Genomic DNA, 22,544 nt, shown 5'->3' on the forward strand with positions numbered 1-22,544 from the left:
GGGAACGATCAAAACAGAATTCAGGAACAGGTGCTTTATGACCGCAGCCAATGTTTACCAACAACGCCCAACCACCGGGGCCAAAGCCGAGTCGTCGCTGCATCACGCCGACCTCGTCAGCCTGGTGGGCAAGGGCCGCAAAAACGCCGGCGTGATCGTGCGTGAGAAAAAACTCCTCGGCCACCTGACCATCCGTGGTGATGGCCACGATGCCGCGTTCAGCGCTGGCGTGCACAAGGCCCTCGGTATCGAATTGCCGGGCGCGTTGAGCGTCATCGTCAAAGGCGAAACCAGCCTGCAATGGATGGGCCCGGATGAATGGCTGCTGATCGTGCCGACCGGCGAAGAGTTCGCTGCCGAGCAAAAGCTGCGTGAAGCGCTGGGCGATTTGCATATCCAGATCGTCAACGTCAGCGGCGGCCAGCAGATTCTCGAACTGAGCGGCCCGAACGTGCGCCAGGTACTGATGAAATCCACCAGCTACGACGTACACCCGAACAGCTTCCCGGTGGGCAAGGCTGTCGGCACGGTGTTCGCCAAGTCGCAATTGGTAATCCGCCACACCGCCGAAGACACCTGGGAACTGCTGATCCGTCGCAGCTTCTCGGATTACTGGTGGTTGTGGTTGCAGGATGCGTCCGCCGAATTCGGCCTTAGCGTCCAGGCGTAATGTTCGTTCCCACGCTCTGCGTGGGAATGCATCCCGGGACGCTCCGCGTCCCAAAGGCGGACGCAGAGCGTCCATGGCGGCATTCCCACGCAGAACGTGGGAACGATCAGAGGAGAGACACGACTATGAGCCGCGCCCCAGACACATGGATTCTGACCGCCGACTGCCCAAGCGTCCTCGGCACCGTGGATGCGGTGACCCGCTTTCTGTTCGAGCAGGGCTGCTACGTCACCGAGCACCATTCCTTCGATGACCGGCTCTCGGGTCGTTTCTTCATTCGCGTGGAATTCCGCCAGCCCGACGGCTTCGACGAACAAGCCTTCCGCGCTGGTCTCGAAGAACGCGGTGCGCATTTCGGCATGATCTTCGAACTGACCGCGCCGAACTACCGGCCAAAAGTGGTGATCATGGTTTCCAAGGCCGATCACTGCCTCAACGACTTGCTCTACCGCCAGCGCATCGGCCAGTTGTCGATGGACGTCGCCGCCGTGATTTCCAACCACCCGGACCTCAAGCCGTTGGCCGACTGGCATCAGATTCCGTACTACCACTTCCCTCTCGACCCCAACGACAAGCCGTCGCAGGAGCGTCAGGTGTTGCAAGTGATTGAAGAGTCCGGCGCTGAGCTGGTGATCCTTGCCCGTTACATGCAAGTCCTGTCGCCGGAGCTGTGCCGCAAACTCGACGGCAAGGCGATCAATATTCACCACTCGCTGCTGCCGGGTTTCAAGGGCGCCAAGCCGTATCACCAGGCCTACAACAAGGGCGTGAAACTGGTCGGCGCCACGGCGCACTACATCAACAACGACCTGGACGAAGGCCCGATCATCGCCCAAGGCGTGGAGGTGGTGGACCACAGTCACTACCCGGAAGATTTGATCGCCAAGGGGCGGGATATCGAAGGGCTGACCCTGGCTCGCGCCGTGGGCTATCACATAGAGAGAAGAGTCTTTCTCAACGCGAACAGAACCGTCGTTCTTTAGATCGCCATCGCGGGCTTGCCCGCGATTAGGCCTTAAAGGACAACACAAGACACACAGGCAACAACCAGAGCAAACAACGCGCCGCCGCTCCATGGCGACGCGACCGCTACATAAAAACAACAGCGAGGTGAAAGCATGTCTGGTAATCGTGGTGTCGTGTATCTCGGCAACGGCAAGGTCGAAATACAGAAAATCGACTATCCCAAAATGCAGGACCCGCGCGGCAGGAAGATTAATCACGCTGTCATCCTGCGCGTAGTGTCCACCAACATCTGTGGTTCCGATCAGCACATGGTGCGCGGTCGTACCACCGCTCAAACCGGCCTGGTACTGGGTCACGAAATCACCGGTGAAGTGATCGAGAAGGGCAGCGACGTCGAGAACCTGCAGATCGGCGACCTGGTGTCCGTTCCGTTCAACGTCGCTTGCGGGCGCTGCCGTTCCTGCAAAGAGATGCACACCGGCGTTTGCCTGAGCGTCAATCCGGCCCGTCCCGGCGGTGCTTATGGTTATGTCGACATGGGCGACTGGACCGGCGGTCAGGCTGAATACGCAATGGTGCCGTACGCCGACTTCAACCTGCTGAAACTGCCGGATCGCGATCGCGCGATGGAAAAAATCCGCGACCTGACCTGCCTCTCAGACATCCTGCCGACCGGTTACCACGGCGCCGTGACGGCGGGCGTTGGCCCGGGCAGCACCGTGTACATCGCCGGTGCCGGTCCAGTCGGCCTGGCCGCTGCCGCTTCCGCGCGTCTGCTGGGTGCAGCGGTGGTGATCATCGGTGACGTCAACACTGTGCGCCTGGCCCACGCCAAAGCTCAGGGTTTTGAAATCGCTGACCTGTCCCTCGACACGCCGTTGCACGAACAAATCGCCGCACTGCTGGGCGAGCCGGAAGTGGATTGCGCCGTCGACGCCGTGGGCTTCGAAGCACGCGGCCACGGCCATGACGGCGTGAAACACGAAGCGCCGGCCACCGTGCTCAACTCGCTGATGGGCGTAGTTCGCGTGGCAGGCAAGATCGGTATTCCAGGCCTGTACGTGACGGAAGATCCGGGTGCTGTGGACGCTGCCGCGAAAATGGGCAGCCTGAGCATTCGCTTCGGTCTGGGCTGGGCCAAGTCCCACAGCTTCCACACTGGCCAGACGCCAGTGATGAAGTACAACCGCCAGCTGATGCAGGCGATCATGTGGGACCGTATCCATATTGCCGACATCGTGGGCGTGGAAGTCATCAGCCTGGATGACGCGCCACGTGGTTATGGCGAGTTCGATGCGGGTGTGCCGAAGAAATTTGTGATCGATCCGCACAAGTTGTTCAGCGCGGCGTAAGGCTTCCCGCAATGCAAAACGGCGACCTCAGGGTCGCCGTTTTTATTGGAAGGAACACAGATGATCGTTCCCACGCTCCGCATGGGAATGCAGCCCGGGACGCTCTGCGTCCCAAAGCGTGACGCAGAGCGTCACAGGAGGCGTTACCACGCGGAGCGTGGGAACGATCATTTAAAAACACAACAGCGCGTTCCCTGGGGCTTGGGAACAATCCTCAGGGCCACCAGTCCAACGCACAGTTTTTCGCCGCCCATGGGTGGGCGGTTTATGCCTAAAGAGGTTGTCTCGATGAAGATTTCACGCGGTTTTGCACTGGCTTCGCTGATGACCCTGGCGGCCAGCCCGGTCTTTGCTCAGTTCAGCCTGAACGATGCGGCCAATGCCATCTCGGGCATGAAGGGCGATAACGCCGCCGCAGCGACCGCGCCAACCTCACAGACGGCCGGCCTTCTGAGTGCGCTCAGCCAATTGAACGTGACCCCGCAACAAGCCGTAGGCGGCACTGGTGCGATGCTCGGTCTGGCCAAAAATAAATTGAGTTCGACGGATTACTCAGAGCTGGCCAAAAGCGTACCGGGGATCGACAAACTGTCGGGTGGCGGTGAACTGGGCGCCCTCAGCGGCTTGCTCGGTTCGTCCGGTAAATCGGCAGGTCTGGAAAACGCCTTGGGCAACGTGAAGAACACCAATGACCTGAACAGCGCATTCAGCGCCCTGGGCATGGACAGTGGGATGGTCGGCCAGTTTGCCCCGGTGATTCTCCAGTACCTCGGCGGCCAGGGCGTTGGCGGTCCATTGCTGGAAAGCCTCGGCGGGATTTGGGGCGCCGGTTCCGGTAGCTGATTCAGCAGCGCTCGGCGCGCAACGCGTCGATGCGCCGGTCCTTCTCGATCCAGAGCTGGTTGACCCAGTTCTGGACGGTTTCGCGAAACAGCGGATCGTTCTCGTAATCCCCTTGCCACAACGCCGGGTCCAGCTCGCGGGTCTGGATGTCGATGATGACCTTTGGCACGTTGCCGCTGATCAAATCCCAGAACCCCGGAATCGCCTGCTGCGGATACACCACCGTCACATCCAGAATCGCGTCCAGCTGTTCGCCCATAGCCGCCAGCACAAACGCCACGCCGCCCGCCTTGGGTTTGAGCAGGTGCGTGAACGGTGATTGCTGCTGGGTACTTTTCGCCGCAGTGAACCGGGTGCCTTCCAGGTAATTGACCACCGTCACTGGCTGGCGTTTGTACAGCTCGCATGCCGCTTTGGTGATCTCCAGATCATGCCCGGCCAATTCAGGGTTTTTCGCCAGGAACGCCTTGGTGTAGCGCTTCATGAACGGGTAATCCAGCGCCCACCAGGCAAGACCCAGGAACGGCACCCAGATCAGTTCTTTCTTGAGGAAGAATTTGAAGAACGGCGTGCGCCGGTTCAGGGTCTGGATCAGCGCAGGGATATCGACCCAGGATTGGTGGTTGCTGATCACCAGGTACGAGGTATCCCCGCGCAGGTCATCGCCGCCGCGAATGTCCCATTGAGTGGGGATGCACAGGCGGAAGATCAGTTTGTCGATTTCGGCCCAGGTCTCGGCGATCCACATCACCGCCCACGAGGCGTAATCGCGATAACGGCCGGGCAGGACCAGTTTGAGCAGGGCAAACACCATCAGCGGCCCGAACAGGACCAGGGTGTTGAGCAACAGCAGCAGGGTAACGAAACAGCCGGTGAGCAGGCGGCGCATAAGTAACTCTTGAAAGCATTTGGGCGCGCCATGATAAGCAGCTTCGGGCGGCAGGCCAAATCGGTGGTGACGAATGTTTCACCTTTGAACCGCTAATCTCCTCCCACCGATCTTTCCCCGCGCGGCTGATCGTTCCCACGCTCTGCGTGGGAATGCATCCCGGGACGCTCCGCGTCCCAAAGCGGACGCAGAGCGTCCATGGCGGCATTCCCACGCAGAGCGTGGGAACGATCTAACCGATAAAGGTCTAAAATCCCGCTGCCCACTCCTTATGGATGCCCATTACGTGAAATCCCTCCTTGCACTGCTGACCCTCGTGGCCCTGCCGGTCATGGCCGCCGAGCCGACCCTGTACGGGCGTTACGAATACATCGCGCTGCCGGAAATCGGCGGTGAAGTCCTCAAGGCCAAGATGGACACCGGCGCCCTGACCGCGTCGCTGTCGGCCAAGGACATCGAAATGTTCACCCGCGACGGCGACGACTGGGTGCGCTTCCGCCTCGCCACCAAGGACGCGAGCAACAAGGTCTACGAACACAAGATCGCACGGATCAGCAAGATCAAGACCCGCTCCGAAGAAGACGAAGATGAGAAGGACGAGGCCGCACCCACCAAGCGTCCAGTGGTCGATCTGGAGCTGTGCCTGGGCAACGTCAAGCGCACGGTCGAGGTCAACCTCACCGACCGCAGCAGCTTCAATTACCCGTTGCTTATCGGCGCCAAGGCCTTGCGTGAATTCGGCGCCGCGGTGAACCCGGCCCGACGCTTTACCGCGGATAAACCCGACTGCTGATTGACGAGATGTGAGGCTTGGGCCACCGTTGCGCAACTTAACTGCCGTGCTCGGACGCCATGCCTCATATCCTGATTGTCGAAGACGAAGCGGCCATTGCCGACACGTTGATTTTTGCCTTGCAGGGCGAAGGCTTTACCACGACCTGGTTGAGCCTCGGCGCGGCCGCGCTTGAGCATCAGCGCCAGACCCCGGCCGACCTGATCATTCTCGACATCGGCTTGCCGGACATCAGCGGCTTCGAGACCTGCAAGCAACTGCGGCGTTTCAGCGACGTGCCGGTGATCTTCCTGAGCGCCCGTGATGCGGAAATCGACCGCGTAGTGGGCCTGGAGATCGGTGCCGACGATTACGTGGTCAAGCCATTCAGCCCGCGGGAAGTCGCGGCGCGGGTCCGGGCGATCCTCAAGCGCATGGCCCCGCGTGCTTCAGCCGAAGTGGCCTCGACGTTGTTTCGCATCGACAGCGAACGGGTGCAGATCAGCTATCGCGGCCAGTCCCTGAGCCTGACCCGCCATGAATTTCGTCTATTGCAATGCTTGCTGGAGCAACCGGAACGGGTCTTCAGTCGCGAACAACTGCTCGATGCCTTGGGCGTGTCCGCCGATGCCGGGTACGAGCGCAGCATCGACAGCCACATCAAGAGCGTGCGCGCCAAACTGCGCCTGGTACGGGCCGACGCCGAACCGATCCAGACCCATCGCGGCCTCGGCTACAGCTACAGCCCGGGGCACAGCTGATGTCACTGGCGATCCGGATTTTCCTGGTCTACTTGCTGTTCATCGGCCTGACCGGTTATTTCGTGCTCAACACCGTGATGCAGGAAATCCGCCCCGGCGTGCGCCAATCCACCGAAGAAACCCTGGTGGACACCGCCAACCTGCTGGCCGAAATCCTGCGCGATGACTTCAAGGCCGGCACCCTCAACCAGAATCACTGGCCGCAATTGCTCAAGGCCTACGGCGAACGGCAGCCGAAAGCGAGCATCTGGGGCCTGCCGAAGAATCAGGTCAACCACCGCATCTACGTCACTGACGCCAAAGGCATCGTGGTGCTCGATTCCAGCGGCGCCGCCGTGGGCCAGGACTACTCGCGCTGGAACGACGTTTACCTGACCCTGCGTGGTGAGTACGGCGCCCGCTCGACCCGCAGCGATCCCAATGACGCCAGCACCTCGGCGATGCACGTCGGCGCGCCGATCCGCGACAACGGCCAGATCATCGGCGTGGTCACGGTGGCCAAACCCAACAGCTCATTGCAGCCCTACGTTGACCGGACCGAGCGACGCTTGTTCGCCTATGGCGCCGGGTTGATCGGCCTCGGCTTGCTGTTTGGCGCCGTGCTGTCCTGGTGGTTGAGCGCGGCGCTGCGGCGGTTGACCGCTTACGCGCAGGCCGTCAGCGAAGGGCGACGGGTCGAGGTGCCGCATTACCGCGGCGGCGAACTCGAGCAACTGGCAACGGCGGTGGAGCAGATGCGTACGCAACTGGAAGGCAAGGCTTACGTCGAGCGCTACGTGCACACCCTGACCCATGAATTGAAAAGCCCGCTGGCGGCGATTCGCGGCGCGGCGGAACTGCTGCAAGGCGAGATGCCTTTGGCCCAGCAGCAGCGTTTCGTCAGCAACATCGACAGCGAAAGTGCGCGGATGCAGCAGTTGATCGAACGGTTGTTGAATCTGGCGCAGGTTGAGCAGCGACAAGGGTTGGAGGAGCGGATTGAAGTGCCATTGGCCGCTTTGATAGATGAATTGCTGGACGCTCAGGCTGCGCGAATCGAGGGCAAACAGTTACGCGTTGAGCAGACGATTGCCCCTGATCTGGCGTTGGTCGGTGAGCCGTTCCTGTTGCGTCAGGCGTTGGGTAATCTGCTGGAAAATGCTCTGGACTTCACACCGGCTCAGGGCGTGCTGCGCTTCAGCGCCGAGCGCGTTGGCGAGCAGATAGCGTTCAAGCTGTTCAACCAGGCTGAGGCGATTCCCGATTACGCATTACCGCGGTTGAGTGAGCGTTTTTACTCGCTACCGCGACCGGACAGCGGGCGAAAAAGCACCGGGTTGGGGCTTAACTTCGTTGAAGAGGTGGTTAAGTTGCATGGCGGTCAGCTGTGGGTCGGCAATGTGGAGGATGGCGTTGAAGCACGGGTGAGCGTGCCTCAAGGTGCTTGATGGGCTCAGGGTGCCACCGGCACAGGCGCCGATTTTCGAAGCGTGTTCCGGTGGGCCAGGGCCAGCGCCGGCTGTTCGATAATCAGCCACGACAGTGTTGCCAGGCCAATGACGATGACAGCTGAAACGGCCATGGAAGGGAAAAAGGCCAGCTGCGTCTTATTGATGATCAATTGCTGGACGGGAAAGGCGTACAGGTAGATGCCATAGGAGATATCGAATCGTCCCCTGATGGTTTTATCGACGTACAGCAAACCCAGGCTGATTGTCGCCAGGCTTATGCCCAATGACGCCAGGACCCAGGCCGCCGAAGTGCCCAGGGATGAAAACACCAGAAGACAGGCACCCACCAAGACGCCGATCTTGGTGCGCGCACTGTTGAAGCGGTGCTTGTAAAAAGCGATCAACGATCCGGCGAAGAACGCGATACCGGTGGCGCAATAGACAAGAAACTTTTGTGCCAGTGCATGCACGGGGAAGCTGTCCAGGACATAGGTCGCCACGCAAAACAGCGAGAGCAGTGCCCAAGGCATCAAGGCGCTGCGATAAAGGGTGAGGGCAAGCGCCAGCAGAATATAAAAAGCAAATTCGATCTTCAGCGTCCAGAGGCTTCCGTTGAAGGATTCGCTGAATATGAAGTCATGGGTGACTTCATCAATCGTTGCTCGCCCGAATGCTGAAATCCGCAGAAAGTCGATGAAGGCGCCTTTGCCCGAAACATAGTCGCTGGAAAAAAATGCCCCGGCCACATAAGTCATGACGAATGAGCAAGCGATGAGTGCAGGAAAGATCCGTGCGACGCGTTTTACCAGGTAGTTTTGAACGCTGGTGGCATTCAAGTAACTGAGCGTGATCAGCAGCCCGGAAATCGCAAAAAAGCAAAGAACCGCTATACCGCCCAGTGAGTGGTAACCCTCGATGGCGGGCTCGTTCATGCCGGCCAGCACATAGTGGTGGCTGACCAGGACCATAAGGGCGGCAAGGTGCCTGATCAGATCAAATGAATTGTTTCGCATGCAGCGCTCCTTGTCTGGCCTGGTTTGGAACAAACCTGCGACCACCATTCCAAGTTGTATGTGGCGGGCAATGATTCCAGAAAGGGTTTAAATACCTGGAGTCGACCTAAAGCCCGGCAGTGTGCCAAGGTGGAAACGGCTTTTACAGGTGTTTCCACACACTCTCCACATTCCCCCCACAAAACCCCCACACATCGATCCCAGACTCTCCCTCATTCGAACAGGGAGAGAACCCATGAACCGCAACCTGGCCATAAAACTCGGGGCGATTGCCCTACTGATTCTGTTATTGCTGATCCCATTGCTGATGATCAACGGCGTGATCCAGGACCGTCAGCAATTGCGCGACGGTGTACTGGAAGACATCGCCCGCAGTTCCAGCTTCAGTCAGCAATTGAGCGGGCCGCTGATGGTGGTGCCGTATCGCAAAGTGGTACGTAGCTGGAAGCTCAACGAAAAAACCAACGAGCGTTATCAGGAAGTCGGTGAAGAGCGCGGGCGGTTGTACTTTCTCCCGGAACGCTTCGAACTGGATGGCCAGGTGCAAACCGAACTGCGCTCGCGCGGTATTTACGAAGCGCGACTGTTCCACGCCGATAATCGCATCAGCGGGCATTTCTCGATCCCGGAACAACTGGGCATCAAGGAAGATTTTGCGGATTACCAATTCGAACAGCCATTCCTGGCCGTCGGTATCAGCGACATTCGTGGCATCGAGAATGCCCTGAAACTGGAGCTCGATGGCCAGCGCCTGAACTTCGTCCCGGGCAGCCAGGTGGGCTTTTTGGGGGAGGGCGTGCACGTCATGCTTCCAATATTGGATGCGAAGCAGGCCACGGAGTTGGCCTTCGGTTTCGACCTGCGCCTGCAAGGCACCGGTCAGTTGCAAGTACTGCCGGTGGGCAAGACCAGCAAAGTTTCGTTCGCCGCCAACTGGCCGCATCCAAGCTTTATCGGCAACTACCTGCCGACCCAGCGCGAAGTCAGCGACCAGGGCTTCACCGCCAATTGGCAGACCTCGTTTTTCTCCACCAACCTGCAAGAAGCGTTGAGCAGTTGCGCATCCGGCGCAGGCTGTGAAGCGTTCAACGGTCGCAGCTTCGGCGTGAGCTTTATCGACCCGGTGGACCAGTACCTGAAAAGCGACCGGGCGATCAAATATGCGCTGTTGTTTATCGTCCTGACCTTCGCCGGCTTCTTCCTCTTCGAAGTGCTGAAAAGCCTGGCGGTGCACCCGGTGCAATACGCGCTGGTCGGCGTGGCCCTGGCGTTCTTCTATCTGTTGCTGCTGTCGCTGTCCGAGCACATCGGCTTTGCCCTGGCGTATCTGCTGTCGGCCAGTAGCTGCGTGTTGCTGATCGGCTTCTATGTCTGCCACGTGTTGCGCAGCGTGCGCCACGGCCTGAGTTTTTCCGCAGGGCTGGCGGCGTTGTACGGTTTGCTTTATGGCTTGTTGAGTGCCGAGGATTACGCGCTGTTGATGGGCTCGCTGTTGCTGTTCGGGCTGCTGGGCGTGTTCATGGTACTGACCCGCAAGCTGGACTGGTACGGCATCGGCGCGAAGACCGCCAAACCGTTGGAATTTGATAGGGGAGCGGTGGAATGAGCCGGTCGTTGGGGTTGCGGGAGGATCAGCGGGAAGGGGAAGTGTTGGCGACGCTGATTTTCGGGTTGTTTCCGTTAGAGCGAGGTGATGCCATCGCGGGCAAGCCGTGCTCCTACAGGAACACGCGGTCTGTAGGAGCAAGGCTTGCCCGCGATGACGGCAGATCAGTCACCGCAAAGATCAGGCCTTAGGCATCGTCGCCAACATCGAAGGCCGCTGGCTCACCTGAAAAAACCACTCGGCCAGCTTCGGATTCGCCGTGCGCCATTCCAGATCGGGATGGCGCAGGTCGAGGTAACCCAAGGCACACGCCACGCTGATCGCCGCCACATCGAAATGACTGGTCAGCTCGGCAATCGCATCCGCTTCCAGCAACGCCAAGGCGCGGCGAATCTTCTCGCGCTGGCCATCGAGCCACTCGTCCCAATGTTTCTCCGGGGCTCGCAGCGCTTGTTCGTAGCGAATCATCACCGCAGCGTCCATGATCCCGTCGGCCAGGGAGGCCAGGGTCAGGCGCCGCCAGCGGGCCGGGCCGTCACGCGGAATCAATGGGTTGCCGACGTGCTGGTGATCGAGGTAATCAAGGATTACCCGGCTGTCATGGATGACGTTGCCATCGGCCAGGCGCAGGGCCGGGATCTTGCCCAGCGGGTTGTCTTCGCACAGCGCCAGGTCCGGGCTGACCGGCGTCAGTTGGCTGGCTTGCAAGGCCACGCGGTCGGTCTGGCCAGTCTCGTGCAGCAGCACCGTGACTTTGCGAACGAAGGGCGAAGCGGGGTTGTGGAACAGGGTCATGCTCGGGGCGGACATGGCAGCGTCTCGATCGGTGGCAGTGCCGGGCAGCATAGCGTGTTACTCCGATAGCTCAAGATGACAAGGGTTTTAGTGCCGTTTCAGCAATCCGCGCAGGGCCAGGGCCGCAGGAATGCCCAGCCCCAGCCAGCTCAACGCATCCCATACGCCATCCCCCAGCAGCGCGGAAAACAACCCGGCAGCGCTGAGCAATGCAATCACTGTCGGCGTGGCGAAGACTTTCCAGAAGTTCGACTGTCTGGGCTTCATGCCGGGCGCTCCGCTTTGTCGAGCAGCGGTTTCGCCGCTTTGCGCCGCACCACCCACAAATACACCCCGCTGCCGAGCACGATGATGGTCAGCACATCCAGGGTTGCCCAGAGGATTTTCATCGGCATGCCGCCGTAATCACCGAAGTGCAGCGGCTGCGACATGCCCATGGCGTCCATGTACCACGGACGCTCGGCCACGGCGGTGACTTGCAGGGTGCTGGCGTCGATCAGCACCGGGGTCAGCAGGTGCGAAGTCAGGTGCGTGCTGCCTTTCATGAACACCGCGTAATGGTGTTCGCTGGAAAAGCGCGTGCCGGGGAAGGCGATGAAGTCCGGTTGCATGCCCGGCGCGACTTCCTGGGCAATGTCGAGCAGCCGGGTGGCCGGTGCCAGTCGGGTCAGCGGCGGCGCATCGCGATAGGGCGCGACCATCGCGCTCAGGCTGTCATTACGCCACGCGGCGATCAGCAGGTCGGCGCAAGCGCTGATTACACCGGTCACGCCAACCACCAAGGCCCAGGTCAGGGTCACCACGCCAATCAGGTTGTGCAGGTCGAGCCAGCGCAGGCGGGTGGATTTGTTCTGGCGCACGGTGGCGAATTTCAGGCGACGCATGAACGGCAGGTACAGCACCGTGCCGGACACGATGGCCGCCACGAACATGATCCCCATGAACGCCAGCAACAATTTGCCCGGCAGCCCGGCGAACATGTCTACGTGCAGGCGCAACATGACCATCATCAACCCGCCGTTGGCCGACGGCATCTCCAGCGCTTCGCCGGTGCGGGCGTCGAGCATGAAGGTATGCGACGAGTTCGGTTCGGTGCCGGCAGTTTTCGCCATGATCGCGATCACGCCGTTGGGGTCTTCATCGTCGTAGCCGAAATACTGCATGACCTCGCCCGGCCGATGCTTTTCAGCCGCCGCCACCAACTGCTGCAAATTCAGCTGTGGCGTATCGGCCGGCATGACTTTCAGCTCGGCGGCATCGCCCAGCAGATGGTCGATCTCGTGATGGAAGATCAGCGGCAGGCCGGTCAGTGCCAACATCAGCAGGAACACCGTGCAGATCAGGCTGGTCCAGGTGTGGATGCAGGACCAGCGGCGAATTGTTTTACTTTTCATTTCATGGCCTTCAGAAATACCAAAGCCGTCCTCGAAGGACGGCTTGGGTCTTGGAGCGTATCAGCTCAGGCAATTACCACTTGTAAGAAGCACTGGCGACGACGCTGCGTTGGTCGCCGTAGTAGCAGTAGAAACTGTCACAGGTGGAGATGTAGTCCTTGTCGAACAGGTTGGTGGCTTTGACCGCGACTGATACACCTTTGAGGCTATTGTCCAAACGGCCGAGATCATAATGAACCGAGGCGTCGAACACCGTATAGGCGTCCGCCTTGCCCAGCCAGGTGTTGGCCTGGTCGCCGTAGGTGTTGCCGGTGTAGCGAACGCCGGCACCGATGCCGAGGCCATCCAGCACGCCGGCGTGCCAGGTGTAATCGGTCCACAGCGAGGCTTGCTGGTTAGGGATCAGTTGCAGGCGATTACCCTTGAAATTACCTTTTTGCACTTCGGACTTGGCCAAGGTGTACGCGGCGATGATTTTCAGGTTGTCGGTCACGTCGGAAACGGCTTCCAGCTCAAGGCCTTTGACTTTCACTTCACCGGTCTGGCTGGTGATCGACACGTTGTCCGAGTTGGTCGTGGTGACGGAGACGTTTTTCTGGGTCAGGTCGTAGACCGCGGCGGTCAGCAGGGTGCTGCTGCCTGGAGGCTGGTACTTGATGCCCAGTTCCCACTGTTTGCCTTCCGTCGGTTTGAACGACTCGGTCGGCGAGGCGGTGGCTTTGCTGGTGGGCTGGAACGACTCGGCATAGGACAGGTAGGGCACGAAACCCGAGTCGAACACATAGCTGATCGCCGCGTTGCCGCTGAATTTCTTGTCCCGTTCGGTGTTAGTGGCATCGCCCTTGTTGAAGAACGTGGTGCCGGTGTGAACCCAATCCTCGCGCCCGCCCAGTGTCAGGCGCCATTGGTCGAGGGCCATCTGGTCCTGAACGTAGATGCCGGTCTGGTAAGTCTTCTGGTCGTAGTCGTAGAACGCGGTCGAGCGGGCTGGACGCACGATGGGCTGGCCGTAGATCGGGTTGTTGACGTTGGTGGTCAGGCCGTCGCCGAAGATCGAGGTGTAGTTGGTGTTGGTGCGCTGGTGATCGAGGCCGATCAACAGGGTGTGGCGAATGTCGCCAGTTGCGAAATCGCCCTGGAAGTTGTTGTCTACGGCGAACTGGCTGATGTCTTCGTCGGTACTGGTGCTCGAACGACCCACATTGCCATCGGCGTCGACCTGGGTGAACGGATACGCGCCCGGGGTCAGGGCCTGGAAGGACAGGTCCGACTTGGTGTAGCGCAGGTTCTGCTTGAACTGCCAGACATCGTTCAAGCGATGTTCGAAGGCATAGCCCAGTGCGTAGTAGGTGCGGTCGTAGTATTCCCAGTCCGGGTCGCCCAGGTTTTTGTGATGGGAAATGTCGCCAAGCGGCGAACGGATCTTGGTGCCTTGCACCGGCAGGAACTGGCTGGTGATGCCGGTATCGTCGCGGGTGAATTGCGTCAGCAGGGTGAACTTGGTGTCCGGGTCGATGTTCCAGGTGAGGCTGGGCGCGATGTTGTAACGCTTGTTATCGACGTGATCGACCTGCGTGCCGCTGTCGCGTACGACGCCGCTGACGCTATAGAGAAACTGGCCTTCATCATCGATTTTGCCGGTGCTGGCGAAGTTGATCTGGCGATGGTTATCGCTGCCGTATTGCAGTTCGATCTCGTGGCTGGCTTCGGCGCTGGGGCGACGACTGACCATATCGATCAGGCCGCCCGGTGGGGTCTGGCCATACACGGACGAGGCTGGGCCACGCAGCAGGGCCAGGCGATCGAGGTTCCAGGTTTCCTGTTTCGGGTTGGCGTACACCCCATTTGGCAGCGGCAAGCCGTCGAGGAATTGGGTCGGCTCGAAACCGCGTACCCGCAGCCAGTCGGCACGCGTGTCGCTGCCGTAGCTGCTGGCGACAATGCCGGGCATGTAGCGCACGGCATCATCGATGTTCTGTACGTTGCGGTCGTCCATTTGCTCGCGGGTGGCGACCGAAATCGAACGCGGCGCTTCGACCAGAGCGGTGTCGGTCTTGGTGCCAGCGGCGGTGCGGGTGGCGAGGTAGCCGGTCGCCGGGCCCCAGGCACTTTCAGCATTCTCCACACCAATAACGGAAGTTTCAGGCAAGGCCATCACGCCCTCGGGCACGGCCACCAGGCTGTAGGTGCCGGTGCTGCTCTGTTCCAGTTGCAGACCGGTGCCGCGCAAGGCTTCACGCAGGGCGGCGGTCGCGTCGAACTGGCCTTTGACCGGCGCCGAGGTCTTGCCCGCTGCCAACGATGGATTCAGCGACAACGCCAGGCCGGCCTGGCTGGCGATCTGGTTCAGGGTGCTGGCCAATGGCGCGGCCGGCAGGTTGTAGGCGCGAACGCTGGACGCCTGTTCAGCGGCGATCAGTTGGCTGCTGGCCAGGGGGGCACAAAGGGCAATGGCGGCCGCCAGCAAACTGGGGCGCAACAAGGTGTCGAGCGAACGGGACATACAGCGGCTCCTGAATGGAAATATTTCTCAATTGCCTAGGTGCCGAACGAGACTGCAAAAGTGATAGGGCTGGATGAAAATAATTTCGATTCAGTAACAGATGATCGTTCCCGCGCTCCGTGTGGGAATGCAGCCCGTGACGGCTCCGCGTCACATGCCGAAGCGGACGCGGAGCGTCCAGTGAGGCATTCCCACGCAGAGCGTGGGAACGATCAGTGACTTCAGGGTTTAACGTCAGCCTTCGCCACCGTCACCCACCACGCCGTGTGCTGTTCAATTTGCACCGGAAGTGTCGGCAGCAGCGCGCTCAAGGCCTTGTCGGTGTCGTGCAACGGGAAGCTGCCGGTGATGCGCAGGTCGGCAATCTCCGGCGCCACGCCCAGATGCCCGCGGCGGTAGCGACCGAGTTCATGCACCAGGTCTTCCAGGCGCGCGTTGTCGACGACCAGCATGCCGCGGGTCCAGGCATCGGCGCCGAGGTTGAGCGCGGCGATCGGGCCCAGGCCATTACTGCGCATCAACACTTGCTGGCCTTCGCGCAAAATCTGTTCTTCGGGGCTCGACTCGGGATGGGCCGCCACTGCCGACTTCAAAACGCTCAGGCGCGTGCCTTCCTCTTCGCGCTTGACCAGGAACCGCGTGCCCAAGGCACGCATGCTGCCTTCGCGGGTTTCGACGATAAACGGCCGGGAATCGCCATGGCCGGTTTCGACGAGGATTTCGCCTTCCTGAAGAATGATCCGCCGCTGCTTCTCATCGAAGCGCACATCCACCGCACTGTGGGTGTTGAGGTTGATCACGGTGCCGTCGGCCAGGCGCAGGGTGCGTTGCTCGCCGGTGGCAGTGCGTTGGTCGGCCAGCCAATAGTCGAGGGGCAAGTAACGATCACCGGCGAACAGCGCCAAACCGATCACCGCGACAACGCTGGCCAAGCCGCTGCCGAGCTTGCGCACGCGCCGCCGAATACCTTCGCGCGATTGCAGCAACGCCGTGCGGGCCGGGCCGCTGGCGACGCTGAAACGCTGGTCGAGCATGCCCAATTGGCGCCAGGCGCGGGCGTGTTCTTCGTGGGCGGCGTGCCATTTGGCGAACTCTTCGCGCTCGATCGGGCTGCCGGAATCCAGGGACAACTGCCAGGCAATCGCGGCATCCAGCACTTGGGCCGACACGGGTTTGGAACTGACTGGGTTCATACCGGCTCCCCGTACAGCGCGATGTAGCACTGGCGAATGCCTTGGGCCAGATACTGGCGCACCCGCGGCACCGAGACGCCGAGTTTCTCGGCGATGTCGGCGTGGCTCAGGCCATCGAGGCGGTTATAGAGGAAAGCCGCCCGGGCCTTGCTCGACAGTTTGCCGAGCAGGCGGTCGATGGCCTTGAGGTCTTCGAGGATCATTTGCTGCTCTTCCACCGACGGTTGTTCGCCTACGGGGATCAGCATCAGTTCGGTGAGGTAGGCCTGTTCCAGCGCGGCGCGGCGGAAATAATCGAACAGCAGGCCCTTGGCGATCGCCACCAGGAACGCCCGGGGTTCGCGCGGTTCATTGAGTTCATCCCGGCCGAGCAGGCGGACAAAGGTGTCCTGGCTCAGGTCTTCGGCCCGTTGCGGGCAGGCCACGTTGCGTCGCAGCCAGGCCAATAGCCAACCGCGATGGTCGCGATATAACGCACCAACGAGCTCGCTGTGGGGGCCTTGGACTGACGACACGTAGCATCACCGATTGGGAAGTGTTAACTAACGAGAATTGTTCGCGATTGTGGCAGGAGCGGAGGAGGGAAGCAATTGGCGTTGGTCGGGAGACCGCAGCGAGGGAACCCGTAGGAGTGAGGCTTGCCCACGAAGGCGCCAGAACAGATGCCGCCGATTCAGAACGAAGGCGCCCGCTGCCGTCGTTTCCACTGGCTGATCCGCTGCTGGAGATTCAACGGACTATGAATCTGCTGCTGCCGCGCCCGGCTGAACAAAATCAACGCCAACTCCGCCGTGGCCAACGCATCGGCACTGGCGTTATGCCGTTCGAAGACTTCGAGCTTGAACCAGTCGATCCACTCATCCAGTCCGGCCTCGCGGATATTCGCCTGCGGACAGAGCAGCGGCGCGATGTCCGCCACGTCTAGAAACGGATGCTGCAACTTGTAGCCCAGATGATCTTTCAGCGCCCGCCCAAGCATGTGCTGATCGAACGGCGCATGAAACGCCAGCACCGGACTGTCGCCCAAAAATTCCATGAACTCCAGCAGCGCCTCGGCCGGGTCGCTGCCGGCCGCAATCGCGCTAGGCCCCAGGCCATGAATCAACATGCTCGGCGCCAGCTTCATATCGACGCATTGCAGCGTGCGTTCAAATTGCTGGCTGAAATCGATCGCGCCATCCTCGATCACCACTGCGCCGATGGACAGCACCCGATCCTTGTTCAGGTTCAGTCCGGTGGTTTCCAGGTCCAGCACCACCCAGCGCTGTTCACGCAAACTGCATTCGCGCAGCTCGGCGCCAAGCGGCAAGCGTTGCCGGCGTAGTTGCAGGTCCTCGGCCAGCAGCGGGGTAGCAGGGCGCAGCCACGAAAACAGGCTCATAGCTGATACCGCAGAGTCAGGCTGCTTTGCAGGCGTTGGGCCTGGCGCAGGGATTCACGCAGGATGCGCCGGTCCAGATGATTGAGGCTGTCGGGATCGACGCGGTTGGAGTAGGGCAAGTTCTCCCGGGTCTGTAGCTGATGTTGCTGCATGCGGGTTTGCTGGATGAAGTGATAGGCCTCTTCGTATGCCGCACCGTCCAGCCGATCGATGATTTCTTTTTCTACCAATTGCCGGAAGCGCTCCTGGGTGTTGTTGGCTTCGATGCCATTGGCCAGGGCCAGCAAGCGGGCGCCGTCGACAAAGGGCGTGAGCCCCTGGACTTTCAGGTCCAGCGTGGCTTTCTCGCCATTCTTGCGCGCCAGCACGAACTCGCGGAAACGTCCTACGGGCGGACGATTGCGCAACGCGTTCTCGGCCATCATCCGCTGGAACAAACGGTTATCCGCCACTTGATCGAGAATGCCTCGACGCAGTTGTTCGCAGCCTTGCTCGTCGCCCCAGACCACTCGCAGGTCGAAATAGATGCTCGAACCCAGCAGGTTCTCCGGCGTCGCCTCGCGGATAAACGCTGCAAAGCGCCGCGCCCATTCGGCCCGGGACAAACACAGCTCGGGGTTGCCGGCCATGATGTTGCCCTTGCACAGGGTGAAGCCGCAGAGCGCCAGGCTGTGGTTGATCTGTTGGGCGATGGGCAGCAGCTTGCCGCGAATCTCGGCGGCATGCGCCGCGTCGCGGGCTTCGAACAGAATGCCGTTGTCCTGGTCGGTGTGCAGCGTCTGCTCGCGGCGGCCTTCGCTGCCGAAACACAGCCAACTGAATGGAATGCCGGGGTCGCCCTTTTCGGCGAGGGTCAGCTCGATCACTCGGCACACGGTGTGGTCGTTGAGCAACGTGATGATGTGCGTGATTTGGGTCGAGGATGCACCGTGAGCCAGCATGCGCTCGACCAGTTGGCCGATCTCGCCGCGCATCGCCACCAGGTTGTCGACTTTCTGCGCGCTGCGAATGGTCCGTGCCAGGTGCACCAGATCGACCCGTTGCAGGGAAAACAGATCGCGCTCGGACACCACGCCGCACAGGCGTTGATCCTTGACCAGGCAAACGTGAGCGATGTGCCGTTCGGTCATGGCAATCGCCGCGTCGAAAGCGCTGTGGTCCGGCGACAGGAAAAACGGCGCGCGGGTCATGTGCCGTTCGATAGCTTCATTGAAATCGTTGGTGCCTTGCGCCACCACATGGCGCAGGTCGCGCAGGGTGAAAATCCCCAGTGGGGCTTTGTGCTCGTCCACGATCACGATGCTGCCGACCTGCTGCTCGTGCATCAGGGTCACGGCTTCGCGCAGGGGCGTGGTCGGGCTGCACGTCACGGGGTGACGCATCGCCAGTTCGCCTAGCCGGGTGTTTAGCGAGTATTGCGTGCCGAGGGTTTCCACGGCTTTTTGCTGGACCTGCTGGTTGACCTGATCCAGCAGGCTGCTTACCCCTCGCAGCGCGAAGTCGCGGAACGTATTGGAGAGGGCGAACAGCTTGATGAAGGCCAGTTTGTTCAGTTGCAGGCAGAACGTATCTTCAGCCGCCAAGTGCTCAGTTCGGGTTGCCCGTTCACCCAGCAGCGCGGCAAGGGGGAAGCATTCCCCAGTGGTGATTTCGAAAGTGGTTTCGGTACCACCCTTGGCCGTGTGCGGACGCTCGCCCACCACCCGGCCTTGTTTGACGATGTAGAAATGCTCAACCGGGCCGTCAGCGGGTTTGATAATGCTGTCGCCGGGAGCATAAAAACGCAGCTGGCATTGCTCCACCAGATAGGCCAGGTGGGCGTGCTCCATCTGATTGAAGGGCGGGAAGCGCTGGAGGAATTGCAAAGTGCCCTGGATGTTCTGCAATACCGCGGTTTTCCCTGCCTGGGTGAAGGCATCCGCTTTACTCATAACTATTACCGCAGTCTTTTTTGAATTGTTGTTGTCGGATCGTTCAGCCATGGTCGGCCCCTGCGCACAGAGTGCCCATTGGACGTAAGTCTAGGTCGGCGGTGCATTTGGCTATATTTCGGATATGCCCTACACAGATAGTGGGAAAACGTCTCACTTTTACTCTAGGCAAAATATCCGACGAAGTGCACATTGAAGCTCTGCTTAGCGATGTCTGACCACTGTGCTAGGGGATTGATTTGAAAACGTAGAGAAAGCCATGTCCGACCACGATATTTTGAGTGACGCCGAGCGCGAGGCGCTCAGTGCGATCATGCTGGAACCTGATCTGCCGCCGCAGCGGGTGTTGATCGTCGACGACGATAAGGACGCCAGGGAGCTGCTATCGGAGATTCTTGCGCTGGACGGCATTCGTTGCATGACCGCTGCCAGTGGTGAGACCGCACTCAAGATGCTGGACGAGAAGCCCGCGATTGGCCTGGTGATTACCGATCTGCGGATGGGACATGTGGACGGCCTGGACTTGATCCGCCAAGTGCGTGAGTCGGTCCGGGCGGCGATGCCAATCATCATCGTGTCCGGCGATGCCGACGTGAAGGATGCGATTGCTGCGATGCATTTGAGCGTGGTGGATTTCCTGCTCAAGCCGATTGATACCGGCAAGTTGCTGGCGTTGGTCAAGCATGAGTTGGGGATGGAGCCCTGACCGCGATCGTTCCCACGCTCCGCGTGGGAACGATCTGAAACAAAAAAGCCCTGATCGAAAGATCAGGGCTTTTTCATGTCCGGCATCAGCGCTCAGTTACAGGCCATTGGCAGCCTTGAACTCGCGACGACGACGGTGCAGCACCGGCTCGGTATAACCGTTCGGCTGCTTCGTGCCTTCGATCACCAGTTCGACCGCCGCCTGGAAAGCGATGTTGCTGTCGAAGTTGGGTGCCAGCGGACGGTACAGCGCGTCGTTGGCGTTCTGACGGTCAACCACCGGCGCCATGCGCTTGAGGCTTTCCAGCACTTGCTCTTCGGTGACGATGCCGTGACGCAGCCAGTTGGCGATGTGCTGGCTGGAAATACGCAGCGTCGCACGGTCTTCCATCAGGCCGATGTCATTGATGTCCGGCACTTTCGAACAACCCACGCCCTGGTCGATCCAGCGCACCACGTAGCCAAGAATGCCCTGGGCGTTGTTGTCCAGTTCGTTCTTGATCTGTTCCGCAGTCCAGTCAGGTTTGACCGCCAGCGGGATGGTCAGGATGTCGTCCACCGAAGCGCGGGCACGTTTGGCCAGTTCGGCCTGACGGGCGAACACGTCAACCTTGTGGTAATGCAGCGCATGCAGTGCAGCGGCGGTCGGCGAAGGCACCCAAGCGGTGTTGGCGCCGGCCAGTGGGTGAGCGATTTTCTGTTCGAGCATCGCCGCCATCAAGTCGGGCATGGCCCACATGCCTTTACCGATTTGCGCGCGACCTTGCAGGCCGGTGCTCAAGCCGATGTCGACGTTCCAGTTCTCGTAGGCGCCGATCCACTTCTCAGCCTTCATGTCAGCCTTGCGCACCATCGGGCCGGCTTCCATGGAGGTGTGGATTTCATCGCCCGTGCGGTCGAGGAAACCGGTGTTGATGAACACCACGCGCTCGCTGGCGGCCTTGATGCAGGCCTTGAGGTTGACCGTGGTACGGCGCTCCTCGTCCATGATCCCGACTTTCAGCGTGTTGCGCGGCAGGTTGAGCACGTCTTCGATGCGCCCGAACAGCTCGTTGGTGAACGCGGCTTCTTCCGGGCCGTGCATCTTCGGCTTCACGATATAGACCGAGCCGGTACGGCTGTTCTTGCGCGAGTTGTGGCCGTTGAGGCTGTGGATCGCGGCGAGGCACGTCACCAGACCGTCGAGGATGCCTTCCGGCACTTCGTTGCCATCCTTGTCGAGGATCGCGTCGATGGTCATCAAGTGGCCAACGTTACGCACGAACAACAGCGAGCGACCGTGCAGGCTCAATTCCTTGCCATCGACGCCGGTGTAGGTGCGGTCGGCGTTCATGGTGCGGGTAAAGGTCTGACCGCCCTTGGAGACTTCTTCCGACAGATCACCCTTCATCAGGCCAAGCCAGTTGCGGTAGATCACCACTTTGTCATCGGCATCGACGGCGGCGACGGAGTCTTCGCAGTCCATGATGGTGGTCAGCGCGGCTTCCATCAGGATGTCTTTGACGCCGGCGGCGTCGGTCTGGCCGACCGGGGTGCTGGCGTCGACCTGGATTTCGAAGTGCAGGCCGTTGTTCTTCAGCAGGATCGCGGTCGGTGCCGAGGCATCGCCGTGGAAACCGATCAACTGGGCGTCGTTACGCAGGCCGGTGTTGCTGCCACCTTTAAGGGCCACCACCAGTTTGCCGTCAACGATCTTGTAGCCAGTGGAATCGACATGAGTGCCGGCCGCCAAGGGCGCCGCTTCGTCGAGGAAGGCACGAGCGAAGGCGATGACCTTGTCGCCGCGGACCTTGTTGTAGCCTTTGCCTTTTTCCGCGCCGTCCGCTTCGCTGATGGCGTCGGTGCCGTAGAGCGCGTCGTACAGCGAACCCCAACGGGCGTTCGAGGCGTTGAGCGCAAAACGCGCATTCATCACCGGCACCACGAGTTGCGGGCCGGCCATGCGGGCGATTTCGTCATCGACGTTTTGCGTCGTTGCCTGGAAATCGGCCGCTTCTGGCAGCAGATAACCGATGTCTTGCAAGAAGGCTTTGTAGGCCACGGCGTCGTGTGGTTGACCGGCGCGGGCTTGATGCCAGCCGTCGACACGCGCCTGGAAATCATCGCGTTTGGCGAGTAGGGCTTTGTTCTTCGGCGCTAGGTCATGAATGACCTTGTCGGCACCGGCCCAGAACTTATCGGCGGTGAGGCCGGTACCGGGAATGGCTTCGTTGTTCACGAAGTCGAACAGGACTTTGGCGACCTGCAGGCCACCGACTTGAACGTGTTCAGTCATTGCTTGCCTCACTCTGCTCAGCTATTTCGCTTTTCAGCTCTTCAATTTTGACAATGAAGCCTCTG

General features: G+C 60.5%; 20 protein-coding genes. 9 read left to right on the top strand and 11 right to left on the bottom strand.

The window, feature by feature from the left end; genetic code table 11:
- Positions 1–37: 37 nt before the first annotated feature.
- The 4 genes from HKK53_RS23275 (at position 38) to HKK53_RS23290 (ending at position 3,831) form a co-directional block, all read left to right on the top strand.
- Positions 38–670 (top strand): sarcosine oxidase subunit gamma, encoded by a 633-nt coding sequence (locus HKK53_RS23275; protein ID WP_169372760.1) that lies wholly within the window; start codon positions 38–40, stop codon positions 668–670.
- A 125-nt stretch (positions 671–795) separates the two neighbouring features.
- A complete protein-coding gene (purU, locus tag HKK53_RS23280) occupies positions 796–1,653 on the top strand; it encodes a formyltetrahydrofolate deformylase (protein ID WP_169372761.1) in 858 nt (285 codons plus the stop codon).
- Between the two features lie 135 nt (positions 1,654–1,788).
- Positions 1,789–2,988, top strand: coding sequence for a formaldehyde dehydrogenase, glutathione-independent (gene fdhA, locus HKK53_RS23285; RefSeq protein WP_007947729.1), 1,200 nt, complete (start codon positions 1,789–1,791; stop codon positions 2,986–2,988).
- Positions 2,989–3,276: 288 nt separating this feature from the next.
- Positions 3,277–3,831 (top strand): DUF2780 domain-containing protein, encoded by a 555-nt coding sequence (locus HKK53_RS23290; RefSeq protein WP_169372762.1) that lies wholly within the window; start codon positions 3,277–3,279, stop codon positions 3,829–3,831.
- Position 3,832: 1 nt separating this feature from the next.
- On the opposite strand, the gene HKK53_RS23295 is transcribed toward HKK53_RS23290, so the two are convergent.
- Positions 3,833–4,720, bottom strand: coding sequence for an acyltransferase (locus tag HKK53_RS23295; RefSeq protein ID WP_169372763.1), 888 nt, complete (start codon positions 4,718–4,720; stop codon positions 3,833–3,835).
- A 286-nt stretch (positions 4,721–5,006) separates the two neighbouring features.
- Here HKK53_RS23295 and rloA2 point away from each other — a divergent pair, with 286 nt between their 5' ends.
- The 3 genes from rloA2 to creC are packed head-to-tail and all read left to right on the top strand — an operon-like array spanning position 5,007 to position 7,680.
- On the top strand, positions 5,007–5,513 hold the full coding sequence (gene rloA2 / locus HKK53_RS23300) for a retropepsin-like aspartic peptidase RloA2 (RefSeq protein ID WP_169372764.1): 507 nt from the start codon (positions 5,007–5,009) through the stop codon (positions 5,511–5,513).
- Between the two features lie 59 nt (positions 5,514–5,572).
- Positions 5,573–6,253, top strand: coding sequence for a two-component system response regulator CreB (creB, locus tag HKK53_RS23305; protein WP_169372765.1), 681 nt, complete (start codon positions 5,573–5,575; stop codon positions 6,251–6,253).
- Positions 6,253–7,680 (top strand): two-component system sensor histidine kinase CreC, encoded by a 1,428-nt coding sequence (gene creC / locus HKK53_RS23310; RefSeq protein WP_169372766.1) that lies wholly within the window; start codon positions 6,253–6,255, stop codon positions 7,678–7,680. Before creB ends, creC begins: the two co-directional genes overlap by 1 nt.
- A gap of 5 nt (positions 7,681–7,685) precedes the next feature.
- On the opposite strand, the gene HKK53_RS23315 is transcribed toward creC, so the two are convergent.
- Positions 7,686–8,696 carry an acyltransferase family protein gene (locus HKK53_RS23315; protein WP_169372767.1) on the bottom strand — a complete coding sequence of 337 codons (1,011 nt, stop codon included), beginning with the start codon at positions 8,694–8,696 and terminating at the stop codon, positions 7,686–7,688.
- 235 nt (positions 8,697–8,931) lie between these two features.
- Between HKK53_RS23315 and creD the strand changes: the two genes are divergently transcribed.
- The gene (creD, locus tag HKK53_RS23320) at positions 8,932–10,302 is read left to right on the top strand and encodes a cell envelope integrity protein CreD (protein ID WP_169372768.1); all 1,371 of its coding nucleotides are present in this window, start codon (positions 8,932–8,934) and stop codon (positions 10,300–10,302) included.
- 180 nt (positions 10,303–10,482) lie between these two features.
- On the opposite strand, the gene HKK53_RS23325 is transcribed toward creD, so the two are convergent.
- From HKK53_RS23325 to HKK53_RS23360, 8 genes are all read right to left on the bottom strand, one after another.
- Positions 10,483–11,112: a glutathione S-transferase gene (locus tag HKK53_RS23325; RefSeq protein WP_169372769.1), complete on the bottom strand. Its 630-nt coding sequence runs from the start codon at positions 11,110–11,112 to the stop codon at positions 10,483–10,485.
- Positions 11,113–11,184: 72 nt separating this feature from the next.
- A complete protein-coding gene (locus HKK53_RS23330) occupies positions 11,185–11,364 on the bottom strand; it encodes a hypothetical protein (protein ID WP_169372770.1) in 180 nt (59 codons plus the stop codon).
- Entirely contained in the window at positions 11,361–12,491 is a 1,131-nt protein-coding gene (locus HKK53_RS23335; protein ID WP_169372771.1) for a PepSY-associated TM helix domain-containing protein, read from the bottom strand. Before HKK53_RS23335 ends, HKK53_RS23330 begins: the two co-directional genes overlap by 4 nt.
- Before the next feature lie 73 nt (positions 12,492–12,564).
- The gene (locus HKK53_RS23340) at positions 12,565–14,994 is read right to left on the bottom strand and encodes a TonB-dependent siderophore receptor (protein WP_169372772.1); all 2,430 of its coding nucleotides are present in this window, start codon (positions 14,992–14,994) and stop codon (positions 12,565–12,567) included.
- A gap of 221 nt (positions 14,995–15,215) precedes the next feature.
- On the bottom strand, positions 15,216–16,187 hold the full coding sequence (locus tag HKK53_RS23345; RefSeq protein WP_169372773.1) for a FecR domain-containing protein: 972 nt from the start codon (positions 16,185–16,187) through the stop codon (positions 15,216–15,218).
- On the bottom strand, positions 16,184–16,702 hold the full coding sequence (locus HKK53_RS23350; RefSeq protein WP_169372774.1) for an RNA polymerase sigma factor: 519 nt from the start codon (positions 16,700–16,702) through the stop codon (positions 16,184–16,186). Before HKK53_RS23350 ends, HKK53_RS23345 begins: the two co-directional genes overlap by 4 nt.
- Before the next feature lie 158 nt (positions 16,703–16,860).
- Positions 16,861–17,568 carry a 3'-5' exonuclease gene (locus HKK53_RS23355; RefSeq protein WP_169372775.1) on the bottom strand — a complete coding sequence of 236 codons (708 nt, stop codon included), beginning with the start codon at positions 17,566–17,568 and terminating at the stop codon, positions 16,861–16,863.
- Entirely contained in the window at positions 17,565–19,499 is a 1,935-nt protein-coding gene (locus tag HKK53_RS23360; protein ID WP_169372776.1) for a DUF294 nucleotidyltransferase-like domain-containing protein, read from the bottom strand. Before HKK53_RS23360 ends, HKK53_RS23355 begins: the two co-directional genes overlap by 4 nt.
- A gap of 259 nt (positions 19,500–19,758) precedes the next feature.
- Between HKK53_RS23360 and HKK53_RS23365 the strand changes: the two genes are divergently transcribed.
- Positions 19,759–20,205 carry a response regulator gene (locus tag HKK53_RS23365; RefSeq protein WP_169372777.1) on the top strand — a complete coding sequence of 149 codons (447 nt, stop codon included), beginning with the start codon at positions 19,759–19,761 and terminating at the stop codon, positions 20,203–20,205.
- Between the two features lie 96 nt (positions 20,206–20,301).
- On the opposite strand, the gene HKK53_RS23370 is transcribed toward HKK53_RS23365, so the two are convergent.
- On the bottom strand, positions 20,302–22,479 hold the full coding sequence (locus HKK53_RS23370) for a malate synthase G (protein ID WP_169372778.1): 2,178 nt from the start codon (positions 22,477–22,479) through the stop codon (positions 20,302–20,304).
- Positions 22,480–22,544: the final 65 nt, after the last annotated feature.

Origin of the sequence: Pseudomonas sp. ADAK7 (genome assembly GCF_012935675.1) — a bacterium.
Lineage (GTDB): Bacteria > Pseudomonadota > Gammaproteobacteria > Pseudomonadales > Pseudomonadaceae > Aquipseudomonas.

What these genes read in the sequence shown, in the direction of transcription:
- HKK53_RS23290 (WP_169372762.1), top strand. Translation starts at nt 3,277, where the DNA reads ATGAAGATTTCACGCGGTTTTGCACTGGCTTCGCTGATGACCCTGGCG.
- purU (WP_169372761.1), top strand. Translation starts at nt 796, where the DNA reads ATGAGCCGCGCCCCAGACACATGGATTCTGACCGCCGACTGCCCAAGC.
- HKK53_RS23345 (WP_169372773.1), bottom strand. Translation starts at nt 16,187, where the DNA reads ATGAACCCAGTCAGTTCCAAACCCGTGTCGGCCCAAGTGCTGGATGCC.
- HKK53_RS23335 (WP_169372771.1), bottom strand. Translation starts at nt 12,491, where the DNA reads ATGAAAAGTAAAACAATTCGCCGCTGGTCCTGCATCCACACCTGGACC.
- HKK53_RS23340 (WP_169372772.1), bottom strand. Translation starts at nt 14,994, where the DNA reads ATGTCCCGTTCGCTCGACACCTTGTTGCGCCCCAGTTTGCTGGCGGCC.
- HKK53_RS23325 (WP_169372769.1), bottom strand. Translation starts at nt 11,112, where the DNA reads ATGTCCGCCCCGAGCATGACCCTGTTCCACAACCCCGCTTCGCCCTTC.
- creB (WP_169372765.1), top strand. Translation starts at nt 5,573, where the DNA reads ATGCCTCATATCCTGATTGTCGAAGACGAAGCGGCCATTGCCGACACG.
- creD (WP_169372768.1), top strand. Translation starts at nt 8,932, where the DNA reads ATGAACCGCAACCTGGCCATAAAACTCGGGGCGATTGCCCTACTGATT.
- creC (WP_169372766.1), top strand. Translation starts at nt 6,253, where the DNA reads ATGTCACTGGCGATCCGGATTTTCCTGGTCTACTTGCTGTTCATCGGC.
- fdhA (WP_007947729.1), top strand. Translation starts at nt 1,789, where the DNA reads ATGTCTGGTAATCGTGGTGTCGTGTATCTCGGCAACGGCAAGGTCGAA.
- HKK53_RS23295 (WP_169372763.1), bottom strand. Translation starts at nt 4,720, where the DNA reads ATGCGCCGCCTGCTCACCGGCTGTTTCGTTACCCTGCTGCTGTTGCTC.
- HKK53_RS23330 (WP_169372770.1), bottom strand. Translation starts at nt 11,364, where the DNA reads ATGAAGCCCAGACAGTCGAACTTCTGGAAAGTCTTCGCCACGCCGACA.
- HKK53_RS23355 (WP_169372775.1), bottom strand. Translation starts at nt 17,568, where the DNA reads ATGAGCCTGTTTTCGTGGCTGCGCCCTGCTACCCCGCTGCTGGCCGAG.
- HKK53_RS23365 (WP_169372777.1), top strand. Translation starts at nt 19,759, where the DNA reads ATGTCCGACCACGATATTTTGAGTGACGCCGAGCGCGAGGCGCTCAGT.
- HKK53_RS23370 (WP_169372778.1), bottom strand. Translation starts at nt 22,479, where the DNA reads ATGACTGAACACGTTCAAGTCGGTGGCCTGCAGGTCGCCAAAGTCCTG.
- HKK53_RS23275 (WP_169372760.1), top strand. Translation starts at nt 38, where the DNA reads ATGACCGCAGCCAATGTTTACCAACAACGCCCAACCACCGGGGCCAAA.
- HKK53_RS23315 (WP_169372767.1), bottom strand. Translation starts at nt 8,696, where the DNA reads ATGCGAAACAATTCATTTGATCTGATCAGGCACCTTGCCGCCCTTATG.
- HKK53_RS23360 (WP_169372776.1), bottom strand. Translation starts at nt 19,499, where the DNA reads ATGAGTAAAGCGGATGCCTTCACCCAGGCAGGGAAAACCGCGGTATTG.